15 protein-coding genes and 1 other annotated feature are annotated in these 15,370 nt (G+C 38.0%); of the genes, 4 read left to right on the top strand and 11 right to left on the bottom strand.

The window, feature by feature from the left end; genetic code table 11:
* Positions 1-8 precede the first annotated feature (8 nt).
* Complete coding sequence (locus IGK70_RS01595; protein WP_002355279.1) at positions 9-446, bottom strand: PTS sugar transporter subunit IIA; 438 nt, start codon at positions 444-446, stop codon at positions 9-11.
* 14 nt (positions 447-460) lie between these two features.
* Positions 461-2,233: a PTS mannitol-specific transporter subunit IIBC gene (locus tag IGK70_RS01590; RefSeq protein WP_104855603.1), complete on the bottom strand. Its 1,773-nt coding sequence runs from the start codon at positions 2,231-2,233 to the stop codon at positions 461-463.
* 245 nt (positions 2,234-2,478) lie between these two features.
* Here IGK70_RS01590 and IGK70_RS01585 point away from each other — a divergent pair, with 245 nt between their 5' ends.
* Positions 2,479-2,574 (top strand): type I toxin-antitoxin system Fst family toxin, encoded by a 96-nt coding sequence (locus IGK70_RS01585; RefSeq protein WP_015543884.1) that lies wholly within the window; start codon positions 2,479-2,481, stop codon positions 2,572-2,574.
* Between the two features lie 255 nt (positions 2,575-2,829).
* Here IGK70_RS01585 and IGK70_RS01580 read toward each other — a convergent pair whose 3' ends face one another.
* From IGK70_RS01580 to IGK70_RS01570, 3 genes are read right to left on the bottom strand one after another with little or no spacing between them, the layout of a single operon-like run.
* Complete coding sequence (locus IGK70_RS01580) at positions 2,830-3,264, bottom strand: PTS sugar transporter subunit IIA (RefSeq protein WP_438775151.1); 435 nt, start codon at positions 3,262-3,264, stop codon at positions 2,830-2,832.
* A gap of 10 nt (positions 3,265-3,274) precedes the next feature.
* A complete protein-coding gene (locus IGK70_RS01575) occupies positions 3,275-5,308 on the bottom strand; it encodes a BglG family transcription antiterminator (protein ID WP_104855602.1) in 2,034 nt (677 codons plus the stop codon).
* Complete coding sequence (locus IGK70_RS01570) at positions 5,299-7,041, bottom strand: PTS transporter subunit EIIC (protein ID WP_002407429.1); 1,743 nt, start codon at positions 7,039-7,041, stop codon at positions 5,299-5,301. The genes IGK70_RS01575 and IGK70_RS01570 overlap by 10 nt, the downstream gene beginning before the upstream one ends.
* Before the next feature lie 183 nt (positions 7,042-7,224).
* Between IGK70_RS01570 and IGK70_RS01565 the strand changes: the two genes are divergently transcribed.
* Complete coding sequence (locus IGK70_RS01565; protein WP_002355273.1) at positions 7,225-8,058, top strand: Cof-type HAD-IIB family hydrolase; 834 nt, start codon at positions 7,225-7,227, stop codon at positions 8,056-8,058.
* 42 nt (positions 8,059-8,100) lie between these two features.
* Here the strand turns inward: IGK70_RS01565 and IGK70_RS01560 are convergent, their stop codons facing one another.
* From IGK70_RS01560 to IGK70_RS01535, 6 genes are all read right to left on the bottom strand, one after another.
* Positions 8,101-8,736 carry a nitroreductase family protein gene (locus IGK70_RS01560; protein ID WP_220421672.1) on the bottom strand — a complete coding sequence of 212 codons (636 nt, stop codon included), beginning with the start codon at positions 8,734-8,736 and terminating at the stop codon, positions 8,101-8,103.
* 4 nt (positions 8,737-8,740) lie between these two features.
* Positions 8,741-9,175 carry a MarR family winged helix-turn-helix transcriptional regulator gene (locus tag IGK70_RS01555; protein WP_002362972.1) on the bottom strand — a complete coding sequence of 145 codons (435 nt, stop codon included), beginning with the start codon at positions 9,173-9,175 and terminating at the stop codon, positions 8,741-8,743.
* Positions 9,176-9,326: 151 nt separating this feature from the next.
* The gene (nhaC, locus tag IGK70_RS01550; protein ID WP_025191077.1) at positions 9,327-10,772 is read right to left on the bottom strand and encodes a Na+/H+ antiporter NhaC; all 1,446 of its coding nucleotides are present in this window, start codon (positions 10,770-10,772) and stop codon (positions 9,327-9,329) included.
* An 89-nt stretch (positions 10,773-10,861) separates the two neighbouring features.
* Positions 10,862-11,037, bottom strand: a binding site (T-box leader).
* Positions 11,038-11,173: 136 nt separating this feature from the next.
* Entirely contained in the window at positions 11,174-11,815 is a 642-nt protein-coding gene (gene pcp, locus IGK70_RS01545; protein WP_104855601.1) for a pyroglutamyl-peptidase I, read from the bottom strand.
* 15 nt (positions 11,816-11,830) lie between these two features.
* Entirely contained in the window at positions 11,831-12,775 is a 945-nt protein-coding gene (locus IGK70_RS01540; protein ID WP_002355267.1) for a DUF979 domain-containing protein, read from the bottom strand.
* Positions 12,772-13,458, bottom strand: a complete 687-nt coding sequence (locus tag IGK70_RS01535) for a DUF969 domain-containing protein (RefSeq protein WP_002355265.1) — start codon at positions 13,456-13,458, stop codon at positions 12,772-12,774. The genes IGK70_RS01540 and IGK70_RS01535 overlap by 4 nt, the downstream gene beginning before the upstream one ends.
* Positions 13,459-13,650: 192 nt before the next feature.
* Between IGK70_RS01535 and IGK70_RS01530 the strand changes: the two genes are divergently transcribed.
* On the top strand, positions 13,651-14,166 hold the full coding sequence (locus IGK70_RS01530) for an HdeD family acid-resistance protein (RefSeq protein ID WP_002381189.1): 516 nt from the start codon (positions 13,651-13,653) through the stop codon (positions 14,164-14,166).
* A gap of 15 nt (positions 14,167-14,181) precedes the next feature.
* On the top strand, positions 14,182-15,366 hold the full coding sequence (locus IGK70_RS01525) for an AI-2E family transporter (protein ID WP_010817008.1): 1,185 nt from the start codon (positions 14,182-14,184) through the stop codon (positions 15,364-15,366).
* The last annotated feature ends 4 nt before the right edge of the window (positions 15,367-15,370 follow it).

Below are 15,370 nucleotides of genomic sequence, written 5' to 3'. Positions count from 1 at the left end.
TCTCTCCTTTAAGCAATGGCTAAATTTTCTGTTATTTCTTCTTTACTTAATGCATCGGCAAGTTGCACTACGTTATCCATATCACTACAATAAAGTGCAATTTGTTGGACTAATTGCAAATGTTCTTCACCGACTCCGGCAATCCCAAATAATACGGTAGCAATTTTTTCATCTTCTTCGGTGCCAAAATTAACGCCCTCTGGGACTTGCACTACACAGATTCCTGATTTTTTCACTAATTTTTTGGCTTCTTCTGTTCCATGAGGAATGGCAATAAAATTCCCCATATAAACAGATAGCAATTGGTCTCTTTCAATCATTGCTTCGATATAAGCGGGCTCAACACAGCCTGCCTCGACTAGTTTTTCGCCGCAAAAGCGAATAGCTTCTTCTTTTGTATTAAACTGTTGATTTAATTCAATTGAAATATTCGTAAGATTTTCCATTGTTTTCTTCCTCTCTAGGCACTTTCTTTTAAGAGCGAAACCACTGTTTCATATTTTTGGGGATTAACCATACTTTTTACTGATAAGTGTGTCGCTTTCGGTGCTTTTTTACGGGCTTGTTCCGTTAGTTCAGCTTTTGTGACAATTAAAGCCTGTGTTTGTTGAGTTAATTCATTAATATTAATTTTTCGAATCGGCATTGAAATTTTCTCTTTATCTAAAATTTCTTCTAAGACTTTCATTCCCATCGTTGCTGACCCGACACGGTCATCGTGAACCAAAAGAATCTCATTGACATTTGCTAAATCTCCCTCAATTTCAGAAGCAGGTGTTGCTTTGGAGGCTGTTGGTTGTGAGTCGTTTTTTTCTTTGGTACCTGATAGTTCAGCCACAATTTCATCATAACGTGGTGAGTTCAAGAAATTTTCAACTGCTACAAAGGTTGCATTAGGTGCTTTCTGTTTGGCCCGTTCTTGCAATTCCGCTTGTGTGACAATCAATGTATTTCCCTCATCGGTCAAATTATTAATAGCCCGATTCGTCACAGTTTGTACTAAACCAGCCTCTTGGACCTTTTTCCGTAAGATAGACGCACCCATTGCACTAGAGCCCATCCCAGCATCACAAGCAAAAATAATTTGTTGAATCCCTGACAATGAAGCACTACCATTTGTGACAGTTAATCCTTTTGATGCTGCTTTAGCAGCTTGGGTTTCTTTCACTTTTTGGGCAAATTCATCACTTTCTTCTTTCGCATCTGCTTTTAAAATGACTGCGGATACTGCAAAGGAAACAGCAGTTGCTGCCAAAACACCTAAAATAACTGGTAAGTAAGAACCCATTGGTGTCATCGCTAAAATAGCTATAATGGAGCCTGGTGAAGCGGGCGCACGTAAACCAGCATCCAACGTTTGGAAAACTAAACTACCTGTCGCGCCACCTGCAATAACCGATAAGAATAATAACGGTTTCATCATTACATATGGGAAGTAAATTTCGTGGATACCACCAAGGAAATGAATAATTATTGCTCCCGGCGCAGAAGATTTTGCCGCACCTTTTCCAAAAAACATAAATGCTAATAAGACACCTAACCCAGGGCCAGGGTTTGCTTCTAATAGGAAAAGAATTGATTTGCCAGCCGATAAGACTTGTTCTGTCCCTAAGGGTGTTAAAATGCCATGATTAATCGCATTGTTTAAAAAGAGCACTTTTGCCGGTTCAATAAAAATACTCGTTAATGGAATCAAATGAGCATTTAAAATGATTTCCACACCACGTGCCATTGCAGCAGTCAGCGCATCGACAATTGGGCCAATCGCTGAAAAACCAAGTAAAGCTAATGCAAAACCAATCAATCCAGCTGAAAAATTGTTTACTAACATTTCAAAACCAGCTTTAATCCGATGTTGGAAATACTGATCAAATTTCTTAATTGTAAAGCCACCAAGTGGACCCATAATCATGGCACCTAGCATCATCGGAATATCGGTTCCCACAATCACGCCCATTGTCGCAATTGCGCCAACTACGGCACCGCGATCACCTGCAATTACTTTCCCACCAGTGTAGCCAATTAATAATGGAATTAAATAGGTCAACATTGGGCCAACCATCGTGGCAAAGGCTTTATTTGGCAGATATCCATCTGGGATAAATAGCGCTGTCAAAACGCCCCACGCAATCAACGCCCCGATATTGGGCATCACCATGCTAGATAAGGTACTGCCAAGTCTTTGGACTTTTGCTTTAATTGATACTTTATTTTTTTCTGGTACTTGTTCCATTTTTATTCCCCTTCTCTCAAGTAACTTTTCTTGTTGACTAAATTGTATCCGCTTTCCGAATCTGGAAAAAGTCGTACTTTGGCACAAACCATTGTGCCAAAAGTTGAAAGAAAAAAGCACGTGTTCTCTAGTTACGAAAACCAGAAAACACGTGCTTATTCCATTTCTAATAATTTCAATAATAAATTAACAACTTTTTATGCTATACTCAAATTGGCGACTTGCCTCGAAAGGAGGTGCATCACATGTACGAGATTGTCACAAAAATTCTTGTGCCGATTTTTGTCGGGATTGTCCTGAAACTTGTAACCATTTGGTTGGAAAAACAGAACGAGGAATAAACAAGTTGCTTCCAACCGCTGCTGTCTAAACAGCAAAAAAAGACACCCTACCGCAATAGGGTGTCTTTTTAGTGCATCCATGCACGACTTTGTCACAAGTTACTTTAAATTTATCATAGGTCCTATTTTTTGTCAAGGAATCTTCTTATCTTTTTTGTTTAACCTCTTAAATTAAAATATTTTATTTTTTAATATAGAATTATTTCAATAATTTTTGAACATTTCAGATTGAATTGCTTTTTTTCAGACGTAACTTTAGGCTTGAGCCAGAATTTTTTGCGCTTCATCTATTGTTTGACAATCACTGAGCCGCTGAATGTTTTCGAGATCTGAACAGAAAAAAGCTAATTCTTGAAGCATGCTTAATTGCTGTTGACTTTTTAGATCAACAACAAATAACAAGGTGGCTATTTTTCGATCTGCTTCCGTACCAAAGTTGACCCCATCAGGCACTTGAATAAAGCAAATCCCTTCTTTTAAAACTTGTTCATCTTGTCCTTCCGCATGAGGCAATGCCACGAAGTTACCGATATACACGCTGACTTTTTGTTGACGTTGATACATTGCTTTGACATAGTCAGGCGTGACCAACTGATTTTTTAGCAGTAATTCACCAGAAGCTGCAAGTGCTTCCTCCCAACTAGCATACGATTGATTCAACATTATTTGCTCCGCTGTAATTTCAAACATCTCTCAACACCTAGCCTTTCATTTCTTCAATTAATAATGACGAAAGCAACTGATAAACAATGGCTTCATTTCCTGAATGAAAAATTTCTGTATTTAAATCATTCATAATAATCGCACCACTGATTTTTCCTAAAATTTTCCCGATTGTTTCATCAATCGGCATCGGCGCTAGCATGAGTAACATACGTTGTAACTGCATCGGCTTTTTATCCATACCTTCAATCATAAGTGGCTGGGCCAGATTAAAAATACAAAAAACAGGCTGTGTCACTGCTGTACTTGAGGTATGGAATAAGGCCATTTCCGTCTGAGGAATCCCAATAGGCGCTTGCTCGTAACGTTTCATCAATTGCTGACAAACGATTGCACTATCGGTGATTAAATCTGCGGAAAGTTGCGCGAGGGCTTGTTGAACGGTTTCTGCCAAATCCGCTTGATTATTTAAATCTGCTATGAAAAATGTTTCTAATAGTTTACTAATTTCTTCCATGAAAGCGACCACTGTTTCGTAGCTTTCTTCGCCACCTGTTTTTTTCACAGGTGCTTTCCTAAGCGAGCGTTTTTCGTGACTAATCCGCTTAAACTCTTCTTTCAATTGGCGGATTTCATCGTCTAAAAGTAACGGTGAGATCAATTTATATTTGCCATTGTATCCTGGTAATAACGAAGTGGAAATCACTAAGTCATAGTTTTCCTCAACATTCACCTTACCTAAATCCGCAATCCGAAAAAAATGAATCTGGTTGATAAAAGGAAAGTAGCGCCGTAATCGCATTTCCAACATACTTGTCGAAGCCAAACCGCTAGGAGAAAAACCAGCAATATCAACTTCCATAATTTTGGGACTCCGTTCTAAAGAATTAGCAAAATGAAGTACCATGTAGGCAATTTCCTCTTCCGATAGATTCTTTTGCGGAAAAATTTGCGGCAACGCTTGGCGTAAAGCCGCAGCTATTTCTTGATATTGATTCATGATCCGTTCTAAAATGGGATTCGTTAAATCTTCTTCTTGTAAAACCGCCCGAGAAAAAACACCTGATAAATGCGTCAACAACATTTTATACAAATTGGTATCTTCGAAAAAATTAACTTCCGTTTCTTGACTTACTGCTTCAATCAGTTGTTTCACTGCATAAGCCAGCTGAGTGTCAAAATGTTCATCAAAAAAATCTTCATCAAAAGAATTAGAAAAATCACTTAATAAGCTAGCAAAAAAAACAATCTCACTGACAGCGTATAGTTGTTTCGTTTCAGCAGCGACTTTTGAAAAAAGTCGTTTAGAACAATTTAGAAAAGCCTTATTCATCTGCCAAGTATAGGTCTCATCAGCTAAATAAAAACCTGCAGTGACTCGATCCATCGCAATTGTTAACATTAAAATCAAATGTTGTAATTTGCGATCACTTAATGCTGGAAATAAAGTTTCTACTTCTGGCTGAACAATTTTTTGTGCAAATGCTAAATGTTCTGCATGAATAAACTGAAAGAAAAAATGGTCGCTTGTTGTTAATTCGGTAAAATGAAAAAATTGGTACTCATTAATTTCCATACTTAGAATATTCGCCATTAGAAGACGGCGATATTTTTCAGAACCAGTCACTTCATAACCTTGATTCCGAGAAATCGTCAACGGAATCCGAGCAATCCGTGTTTCTAATTGTTTAATATCGGCATAAAAAGTCGTATTACTAATACAATACGTTTCCAGAAAATAATGCATAGAGACTGGCTCTTTTGTTTGCAGTAATGTCAATAAAATCGCATGTTGCCGCGCCAAAGTAGAAAGTTCCTGTGTCTCTTCTCCTAAAATAGCAGCCTGAATTTCCGTCATCGCTGCTTCATCTGCTTGAATCGAAAAGCGCCCACGAGCTACTTTTTCCAACGTTGCGCCCATCGATGCTAGCGAGGTTTCTAAATTTTCTAATTCACGATATACCGTCCGACGGCTAACCTTTAACAAATTCATCATGCGGTTTACTGAAACAGGGGTGGGACTATTCACTAATTCCGTTAATAGAACAGTTTCTCTTGTCGTTAAAAACATCTATCAGCTCCTCCTTCCAGCCATTCTTGATACTCTTTCTTATTCAAAAAACTAGTAACTACGTATAAATTTTGTTGCGTTAGATCTAAATGATAGGCTTGCGCCAGTTCACGAGTCACTACGTAGGTTGTCTCCTTGGTAAAAAAGACTGTTTCCAGTGGCTCTTTAGATACTTCAATCGCGACTCCTTGTTTCGCCGCTTGTTGCCGCAATAATTCCATTCCCATTGTTTGCGATCCTCGAACATTCTCGGCATATAAAAAAACAAGCTTCTGTATTTGTTTGGTCGGGTTCGTTTCAGTAGACTCTGAACCAAGTGAAGATTGCTCTTGAGAAGAAGCAGTCAGTTTGGCTAAAACTTGCGGGTAATAGGATTTAATTTCTAAAAAATTTTGAACACTCACCATATCCTTTTCTGGGACGTACTTTTGTGCTAACTGTTTCAATTCTGCTTGAATGACCACTAATGTCTTAGGCTGCCACTTCATCTGATGAACGGACTGGTAAGTCACAGGCATCTCCAAGTTCACCGCTTTTAATTGTCGGCTTAGCAAACTAGCCCCCATGGCACTTGAGCCCATTCCTGCATCACAAACAAATAAAATTTGCTGATAGTTAGGTGTGACTGTTTCCACTTGGTCTTCCTCCTTCATCTTTATCATTGAAACTGGTTCAATTCCTCGTTGACGTTTTAATAACAAGCTTGCTATTGCAAAAGAGCACAGAAAGCTAACAAAAATTCCACTAAAAACCGCCAGCCTTGCCTCAGTCGGGGCATTGGCTAAAATCGCAACCAATGAACCTGGCGAAGCTGGAGCACTTAGCCCCCCATTAAATATTTGAAAAACAAGCGTACCACTCATTCCTCCAGCAATTACTGCTAAAAATAAGCGCGGATCCATCAAAACAAACGGAAAATAAATTTCATGAATGCCCCCAATCAATTGAATCATGGTGGCGCCTCCTGCTGTTTTTCGTTGTCCTACAGGCCCAAACAGCAGAAAAGCAACCAAAACGCCCACGCCTGGTCCAGGGTTTGTTTCCAATAGAAATAAAATGGACTGACCTGTTTGACTAGCACCTTCTAAACCTAGAGGCGTTAATAAGCCATGGTTAATCGCATTATTAAAAAATAACACTTTTAAGGGTTCTAAGAAAACGTGAACCAATGGTAAAAGATTGGCTTCAATTAACCAAGAAGAAAATTGATACAGCCAAAAACTAGCGCTTTCAACAGCCGGAGCTACAACCAGAATACCAAAACAGCACAGCAGTCCTCCCACAATTCCTGCTAAAAAGTTTTTAGTCAGCATCTCATAGCCTTCTTTAACTTTCGGTAAGAGAATTTGTTCAATTTTGGCGAAAGTATATCCTGCTAAAGGACCAATAAACATAGCACCAAACAACTGTGGAACATCTGTGGAAACAATCACGCCCACTGTCGCGATAGCCGCAACGACGCCGCCACGTTGTTCCTCGAACATTTTTCCGCCTGTAAAACCAATTAAAATCGGTAAAACAACTCGAATCATTATCGTTTCGACTTCAGAAAGAGCTAGCCGTAGATTTCCAGTCGTATAGCCAGCCACCAAAGACAATAAGCTCCACGCAATAAAAATACTCAAATTTGGCATAATCATCCCACTCAAACGATGACCAAAACGACGTAAATAGGGAGTTACTTTCACAAACTTATGTTTAAAAAAGAGCGAATGCATTTCTTTTTCCTTCATATTCCTTGTCCCTCGCTCTCTATGTAGATAATTAGAATACTTCTATTATATGAAATTTCACAAAAAAATAGTATAGATTTTTGTAAAATAATTCTTTTATGCACCTCACAAGAGAATCCGTTTACATTAATAGAAAAAACTTTTATACTAAAAGAAAGAAACTCTTCGGATTGGAGGCCAATTATGGCAATCAAAGCAATTGTAATGGATATTGATGGCACCTTGTTAACTTCAGAAAAAAAGATTTCACCAAAAACGCGACAAGCACTAGTAGCTGCACAAAAACAAGGCCTCTCACTGATTTTGGCTTCTGGCCGCCCGACTAACGGTATGCGGCCCTTAGCAGATGAATTGGAGATGGCTCATTATAATGGACACTTACTTTCCTATAACGGCGCTTGTGTCACCCATCATGGCAGTCAGCAACAACTATTTAATCAGACAATTTCAAAGTCATTGAGTCAACAAATTTTAGAGCATTTGAAACAATTTGACGTAATTCCAATGATTAATGATGAAACATTTATGTATGTCAATGATGTTTTTCATAACACCTTACATTTAGAGACTGGTGATTTTAATATTATTGAATATGAATCACGGGGCGGCAACTTTCAATTATGTGAGTGGCATGATTTAGCCGCCAGACTAAACTTTCCCTTGAACAAAATTTTAATTGCTGGTGAACCCGCCTATTTACAAAAATATCATGAGGCCATCTACGCGCCTTTCAAAGAAACCGTCACCGCTGCTTTTTCCGCTCCTTTCTATTTTGAATTTACCGCCAAAAATATTGATAAAGCGCGTTCTTTAGAAAAACTAACCCTACAGTTAGGCATAACTGCTGAAGAAGTAATTGCTTTTGGTGATGGTCACAACGACTATACAATGTTGGAATGGGCTGGCACGGGGATTGCTATGGAAAACGCCGTTGACGAGCTTAAAAGCATCGCAACGGAAGTCACTTTATCCAACGACAATGACGGCATCGCTGTTGCATTAGCCAACTTTCTTTAAGAATGTTGGTTGATGCAAGCCTATGCCGTCATTTTTTATTGTCTATTCAAATGTCGTGATTTTTTCTGGTGCTAAACGAACAGATTCATAGCCAGTTTCCATGCCCTTACCCACAGATAAAATCATTACTGGGACATAGCGCTCTTGATCTAAACCAAATGTTTCGGCTAATTTTTCCGCTTCAAAACCACCGATTGGATTCGTTTCATATCCGTGAGCTCGGGCCACTAACATAAATTGCATAGCTGCTAAACTCGCATCAATTTTTACGATGTCATTCATTTGTCCTCTACTTAAACTTTCATAATGGGGAATAATCGCCGCTAATTGTTGGTCCCGCACTTCTTTAGGCATTTTACCACTAGCATAGGCTTGATTGTAAATTTCCTCTCCTCGTTCATGGCAGTTTAGATCACCAAAAATTAAGAGCATTGCAGAAGATGTTTCATTTTGACGCGTATTAAAGCGAATTAAGGGGTTTAATTTTTCTTTGCCTGCTTCACTTTCCACTACGACAAAACGCCAGGGCTGCATGTTAACAGAAGAAGGGGCAGTGGTCGCTTCTTGAATCATTGTTAACATTTCTTCATGAGAAATTTTATGGGTTTCATCGTACACCCGAACCGATTTGCGGCCAAAAACAATCTCTGAAAAATCATTCGTTGTATATGTTGTCATTCTATCATACCTCTTTCGTTGTAATGCTTTGATCTAGTTTTGTCAAAAGTTCTTTTAACTGGCGACAGTCGTCCTTTGTAAATGTACTGGGAATAATTTCTGTTACCGTTTGTTGCTTGGCTGTACATTGCTGTAGTTCTTGTTGTGCTTTTTCTGTTAAATGCACTAGCACTTCCCGATTATTTTCTGGATTTCGCTGTCGTGTCACATACTGTTTCTCTTCTAAAATTTTCAAATGGCGAGTGACCGCACCACTATCGATTTTTAAGTGTTCTTGAATCTCCGTTTGAAGACACGGCTGACGTTCTTTTAAAATCATCAGCAACTCATAACGAGTCAAACTCAAGCCAACTTGCTCTTCAAAAACTTTGGTAATTTTTTGATCTAATACCTTTAACTGACATAATAATTGGCTGACTTCCCGTAATGATAACGACATAGTTTCCTCCTTAAAAAGATGACTCGTCAACAATTGACTAGTCAACTATAGCTTTTTCTTTCTAAAAATGCAACCTTTTTTACAAGAAAAATAGAACAATTGACAGGGAGAAACTACAGTATTCCCCATCAACTGTTCTATTTTAATCAATCTATTTTTCGGTAACAGGTTCTGCTGATAACCGCTTAATCCCTAAACCAGTAAATGCACTGACCATTGAGAAGACAGGCGATAATAAGCTAAAGAAAACAAATGGTAAGTAAGTCAACGTTGGTACGCCAAAGGTCCCCGCTACGAAGCTACCTGCAATCCCCCAAGGAATGAGGTAGTTAATAACCGTCCCGCCATCCTCCAAGGTTCTGCCTAAAACAGTCGGATCCAAGCCTTCTTTTTTGTAAACTTCTTTAAAGGCATTTCCTGGTAAAATAACCGATAGGAATTGTTCACCAATAAAAATATTTACGCCAATTCCTGTTAATAACGTTGATAAAATCAATTTCGGTGTACTGCTCATTTTCTGCGAAACAACTTCCATGACCGCAGAAATCAATCCTAATTCCATTAATAAGCCACCTAGAGACAACGTTAGAATAATAAGTGCCACAGTCGGCATCATACTCATAATTCCGCCACGACTTAGTAATTGATCAATTTGTGCGTTCCCCGTTTGAGAAACAAACCCATTTTCCAACGTGTTTCCTAATGCCTGCAACGATACTTTCGGATTTTGAATAATAATCATAATTACTGCCACAATAATGTTTAACAAAATCGTGATAATCGCTGGAATTTTGCGCCAGGCACAGATTAACATTAAGGCTAATGGTAACAATGACCAAATGGAAATGGTAAAGTGGTCTTCCAATACTTGAATAACTTGAACTACTTCTGTCAGACTTGTATTCGCGTACGTTTGCCCTAAAATCATAAACAAGATTAAAGAGACGATAAATGCTGGTACAGTCGACCACATCAAGTTTTTTATATGTTTAAACAAATCCGCTTCAACAATCGCTGCGGCTAAGTTTGTTGATTCTGATAAAGGCGACATTTTATCACCAAAGACTGAGCCAGAAACAATCGCACCCACAACTAAAGCAGGGTTTAATCCTAAGGTACTGCCAATACCGAAAAAGGCAATTCCAATTGTTGACATCACTGTAAAAGCACTACCTACTGCACTGCCGACAATCGCACAGACAATAAAAACTGACGGCACAAACCATTTAACACTAATCATTTTAAAACCAAAAACCATAATCGTTGGAATAATTCCTGCTTGAATCCAAACGGCAATCAATGCACCCACTAAAATAAAAATAAAAATTGGAATAATTCCTGGCTTCAAGCCATCAACAATCCCTTTATGCATTTGTTCAAATGGTACTTTACGAAACATTGCGTAGCCTAAAATCAATGCAATCACAAACAAAATAGTAATATTTGGCGATATCTTTAAGCCAATTACTCCTGTTGCAATAGCTGCCACAATAATTAATAACACGATACTTGCTTCTCGAACACTCACGGTCTTCTTTTTCTGTTTTTCTTTCATTTCGTTACTCTCCTCTAATCTTTTTTCTGAATACTCTGACATTAAAGGATCTTATGATAACGAATAACCCCTCCACAACTCATTGAAAACGCCTCCTAAAGCTACATAAAAAGAGAGATTCATCCTTAAAGAATAAGGACGAATCTCTCCGCGGTACCACCTTAATTAGAAGCTTACTTGCTTCTCGCTTATGTATTATGTAATTGTTACTACTTATTAGTGTAATTCACAAATAGACTTGATCGATTCGCAGCAACCATCGACTTTCTGAACAAAACATCTATTTCCTACTGGGCTAATAATTTATGAATCTCAATATACCAAGAAGAAACCGACTTGTCAACGAAAATAGTATAAAAAATTTTTTCACACGCCAACAAAAATTACTTTTTCTTTTTGTAAAAATAGAAAAGCGCCTCCGTTCTCACGAAAGCGCCTGTTAATTAGTGGGTTGTGCCACCTTGTAGTTGAATATCTTCTTGCGTTTTTACCGCTGCTTCAATCATATAGAACAAAGAATCTGTAATTGCTTCTAATGACATAGAAGCAAACGTTGGTTTATCAATTGTTTGTTCTGGTAGGAACGGAACATGAATAAATCCGCCACGAATAGTTGGATATTTAGTGTTAATTAAGTGTAGTAAGTGATACATAATATCATTACATACAAAGGTTCCTGCTGTATAAGAAATCGCTGCAGGTAATTGATGGTCATGACAATTTTTTACCATCGCTTTAATCGGTAAATTTGTAAAATAGGCTGTTGCTCCATCTTCAACCAACGGCACATCGCTTGGTTGTTGACCTGCATTATCCGGGATACGCGCTTCCGCTAAATTAATCGCTACTTTTTCAACAGTGACTGTTTGACGGCCGCCTGCTTGTCCAACACAAATCACCATATCTGGTTGATGGGTTTCAATTGCTTCAGCCACTTTTTCACCACTAGTGCCAAAAACAGTTGGCACCTCCACTTTAATAATTCCAGCTCCTGCAATTTCAGCAGGTAATTTTTTGACTGCTTCAAAGGCAGGATTGATTGCTTCTCCTCCAAATGGATCAAAGCCAGTAACGACAACTTTCATTTCGATCATCCTTTCTTATTTGAATAGAATCATATAAACAATTTGGAAAATTAACATGAAAAGTGCAATCGGCAATTGATTTTTAATGACGCCGTACTTATCTTTCATTTCCAACATGGCTACAGGTACGATATTAAAGTTCGCAGCCATCGGTGTTAACAGTGTACCACAAAAACCACATGTTAAGGCAACCATCCCAACTAATGCGGGATCTGCACCTAAAGAAAAGACAAACGGCACACCAATTCCGACTGTCATCACGGTTATTGCTGCAAAGGCATTGCCCATGATAGCCGTAAAAATAACCATTCCCACAGCATAAATAATAATCCCTACATTGACATTTCCTGCTGGTACTACGGCACTAACTCCTTTTGAAATAATCTCACCAACACCAGCGCTAGTAAAAACAGCACCTAAACAAGCTAATAGCATTGGCAACGTACTAAGCGGACCGACTGTCTCTAACATTTCCGCCGCATCATCAAAAAATACTTTCGGCGTATTATTTTTAGAAAAGAACATCATGATGAAAATCGCTACAAAGACACCAACACCGACACCGACTAAAGCCCCTAAAGTAGTCAATGTGGCAAAAAGAATTGCAAAAACCCCGATACTTAGTGCGGGAATAAAAATCTTCATTCCTAATTTTTGAGACATTTTTTCCATGTATTCTTTCGAAGGTAAGCGACTTTCTCCTTTTGTCACTTTTTGAAGAATTGCCGGAATTGTCATCACAAAAATAAGTACGCCACAGGCAACTGGTGGAATAAACCGACCAAAACCGATTAAGATCCCTAAAATCCCCCAGAATAAACTAGTCCCATACGCATGTTGATTGGTTTTATCACGAAAACTACGAAAACTTGTATATAACAAGATAATACCCATAAAAATATAAAGGACTTCCAATAACTTTGCACTCAAATCAATACTTGGATCTGTGAAAAAACTCATTTCAGTCCCTCCTGTCCATAATATTTTTTACGTAATCTTTTTTCTTTTAAAGTAAAGTAAATACTTGCCGAAATTAAGGCAACTAAGGCGACTGGTACTTCCACTAAAGCCAATTTACCTAATGTCACTTCATAGCCTAAATCTTTCAATGTTGATTGAACAAGCAATGCCCCAGCCCCACCAACAAACAGAACTTGACCAAAGAACCAACAGATATTTTCCATGGCTGAAGCCATCCCTTTTAGTTCTTCTTCATACTCTGGCACCATTGGTAAATTTTTTGATTCAATTGTTCCTAACGCCATTGGCAAAATAATCGGACGCACAAAACCTGCTACCCCACCGAAACTTACGTTAAAAGCGGCGAAGATAATCCGAAAGACACCATAAATGTCAATAATCACACCAGCAGATACCTTTTTGAATCGTTTAATCAACGTAGCCGCTGACTCTTTCAAGCCATTTCTCTCTAACGTTCCTGTTGCTAACATAATAATAATAAAGATAGCCATGCCTCGATTATTCACAAAGGTTGTTCCTAGTGTTTCTAGCATTGATGTCAAACCAAGCCCGCCAGTAAAAGCCGTCACTATTAAAGCAACCATCACAATCAAGATAGCATCAAATTTCAATGCGAAGCCGACAATGACGATCAATACGCCTAATAAAGGTAATAAATCCATCAAATCTCTCCTTCTTAAAATAAAATTTCACTTTCCATTATATGCCAATTTTCGCTCATTTGTAAGACTTTTTTAATTTTTAATGTTATTTTTTCTAAAGACACAGTTTCCAACACTTTTTAGAGCTACCACTCGCACTTTTTTCTTTTTTCCGCTAGAATAAAAGAAACAATAACATTGAGGAGGATTTTTATGTTCCAAACTTTTAGAGAAAATTTTCGGCGCCATACCCTATTGCGCGACGCCGTCTTTATCGTTATCGGAAGTGCCATTGTCTTTAATCCCGGTGCTTTCTTCCAGTTCGTCGGTTATTTAATTGCTGGTTATTTGATGCTTTTAGGGTTAATTAATATTTATGATGACTACAAAATAAAAAAACAAACGGGTAGCTGGGGACTTGGTTTCGTAACAGGTTTAATCTTTGTCGTCTTAGCAGTAGCCTTTTTATTTTTTGCACCAGTGATCGTTTCGATTCTGCCGTTTTTATTAGGGATTAGCATTGTTATAAACGGCCTCGTTCAATTGACTTTTGCTTTAAATACTCGTCAAACAGGCGCGCTTATCTACAGTATTCTGGTTTTAATCGCTGGAGCTGTTTTAGTTTTCAACCCCTTCAAAAGTCTCTTAGTTTTGATGCAAGTCTTTGGATTTATCCTGATTTTCATGGGTGTCATTGAAATTATTGGTCATTTTAGAAATAAAGCTTAACGAAAGGAGCAACTTATGGATAAAGAAAGTACCAAGTGGATCCGCTTTTTAGGTGGGAAAAATTTACTTTACACATTAACTATCCTTTGTCTAATTGCTGTAACTATCTTTTTATTCAACACTGTTTCATTTATCTTTAAACCAATTTTTGTTATTTTTAGTGCCGTCTTAGGCCCGGTACTTTTTGGTATTATTCTATTTTATTTGCTTAATCCAATGGTGAAACGCCTTGAGAAAAAAATTCCCCGTGTTTGGGCGATTGCGATTCTCTATGTCTTAATTATTGCATTACTAGTGTTAGCTGGACTGCAACTTTTCCCAATTATCCAAGACCAAACGGAAGAATTAATCAAACAATTCCCAAGTTTTTGGAAAAGCACGCTCCAAACAGTACAAGAATTTATGGCTAAAACACCTTTTGCAAAAGATTTAGAATCTGCTAATGAGTCGATTAATCAGCTCTGGGGCAAACTTGCAAACTCCTTTAAAGACTTTGCAGGGGATTACCTACAAACAGGCGCACAAGGTCTGGGAAGCGTCTTTTCTGCAGTCTCTTCTACTTTCCTAACCTTGTTTACAGGACCTATCATCGCTTTTTTCCTTTTAAAAGACAAAGAAAAGTTTTATCGCTTTGTAAAAGGCATCATTCCCCCAGCTTTTCGTCCTGATTTTGACGAATATAGCCAAATTGCCAACATTCAAATTGGCGATTATCTAAAAGGTCAAGTCATTGCTTCCTTGGTTTTAGGGATTATGTATTGGCCAACTTTTCTATTAATTGGTTTACAATTTGGTAGCATTTTAGCTTTAGCTGCGGGTATTTTATGTATTATTCCTTATATCGGGCCATTTATTGCCTTTATTCCTGGATTGATTATTGCCTTTCAGGATTCCACATTTATGGTAGTTAAATTTGTTATCGTCTGGTTTGCCATCCAATTGATTCATGGTGATTTTGTTATTCCTCGTGTGATGGGCGATAAATTAAAAGTCCATCCGATTACTATTTTACTTGTCTTGTTAGTTATGGGTGAACTGTTTGGTTTAATGGGCGTTATTTTTGGGATTCCAATGTATTGCCTAGTTAAAGTGACAGTCATTTATTTATTCCGCAAATTCAAACAACGCTATAACCGCTTTTATGGTGACAACGGCGAGTATGAACACACGAATTTTACTAAAGATCAATATTTAAAATAATACA

This window comes from Enterococcus sp. DIV0358, from assembly GCF_051713465.1.
Lineage (GTDB): Bacteria > Bacillota > Bacilli > Lactobacillales > Enterococcaceae > Enterococcus > Enterococcus faecalis.
Note: the sequence above shows the minus strand (reverse complement) of the source record. Positions and strands in the feature narration are given on the sequence as shown.

Bases quoted from the DNA above. Each gene is read 5' to 3' on its own strand.
- IGK70_RS01595 (WP_002355279.1), bottom strand. From the start codon at position 446: ATGGAAAATCTTACGAATATTTCAATTGAATTAAATCAACAGTTTAAT.
- IGK70_RS01590 (WP_104855603.1), bottom strand. From the start codon at position 2,233: ATGGAACAAGTACCAGAAAAAAATAAAGTATCAATTAAAGCAAAAGTC.
- IGK70_RS01585 (WP_015543884.1), top strand. From the start codon at position 2,479: ATGTACGAGATTGTCACAAAAATTCTTGTGCCGATTTTTGTCGGGATT.
- IGK70_RS01580 (WP_438775151.1), bottom strand. From the start codon at position 3,264: ATGTTTGAAATTACAGCGGAGCAAATAATGTTGAATCAATCGTATGCT.
- IGK70_RS01575 (WP_104855602.1), bottom strand. From the start codon at position 5,308: ATGTTTTTAACGACAAGAGAAACTGTTCTATTAACGGAATTAGTGAAT.
- IGK70_RS01570 (WP_002407429.1), bottom strand. From the start codon at position 7,041: ATGAAGGAAAAAGAAATGCATTCGCTCTTTTTTAAACATAAGTTTGTG.
- IGK70_RS01565 (WP_002355273.1), top strand. From the start codon at position 7,225: ATGGCAATCAAAGCAATTGTAATGGATATTGATGGCACCTTGTTAACT.
- IGK70_RS01560 (WP_220421672.1), bottom strand. From the start codon at position 8,736: ATGACAACATATACAACGAATGATTTTTCAGAGATTGTTTTTGGCCGC.
- IGK70_RS01555 (WP_002362972.1), bottom strand. From the start codon at position 9,175: ATGTCGTTATCATTACGGGAAGTCAGCCAATTATTATGTCAGTTAAAG.
- nhaC (WP_025191077.1), bottom strand. From the start codon at position 10,772: ATGTCAGAGTATTCAGAAAAAAGATTAGAGGAGAGTAACGAAATGAAA.
- pcp (WP_104855601.1), bottom strand. From the start codon at position 11,815: ATGAAAGTTGTCGTTACTGGCTTTGATCCATTTGGAGGAGAAGCAATC.
- IGK70_RS01540 (WP_002355267.1), bottom strand. From the start codon at position 12,775: ATGAGTTTTTTCACAGATCCAAGTATTGATTTGAGTGCAAAGTTATTG.
- IGK70_RS01535 (WP_002355265.1), bottom strand. From the start codon at position 13,458: ATGGATTTATTACCTTTATTAGGCGTATTGATCGTCATTGTCGGCTTC.
- IGK70_RS01530 (WP_002381189.1), top strand. From the start codon at position 13,651: ATGTTCCAAACTTTTAGAGAAAATTTTCGGCGCCATACCCTATTGCGC.
- IGK70_RS01525 (WP_010817008.1), top strand. From the start codon at position 14,182: ATGGATAAAGAAAGTACCAAGTGGATCCGCTTTTTAGGTGGGAAAAAT.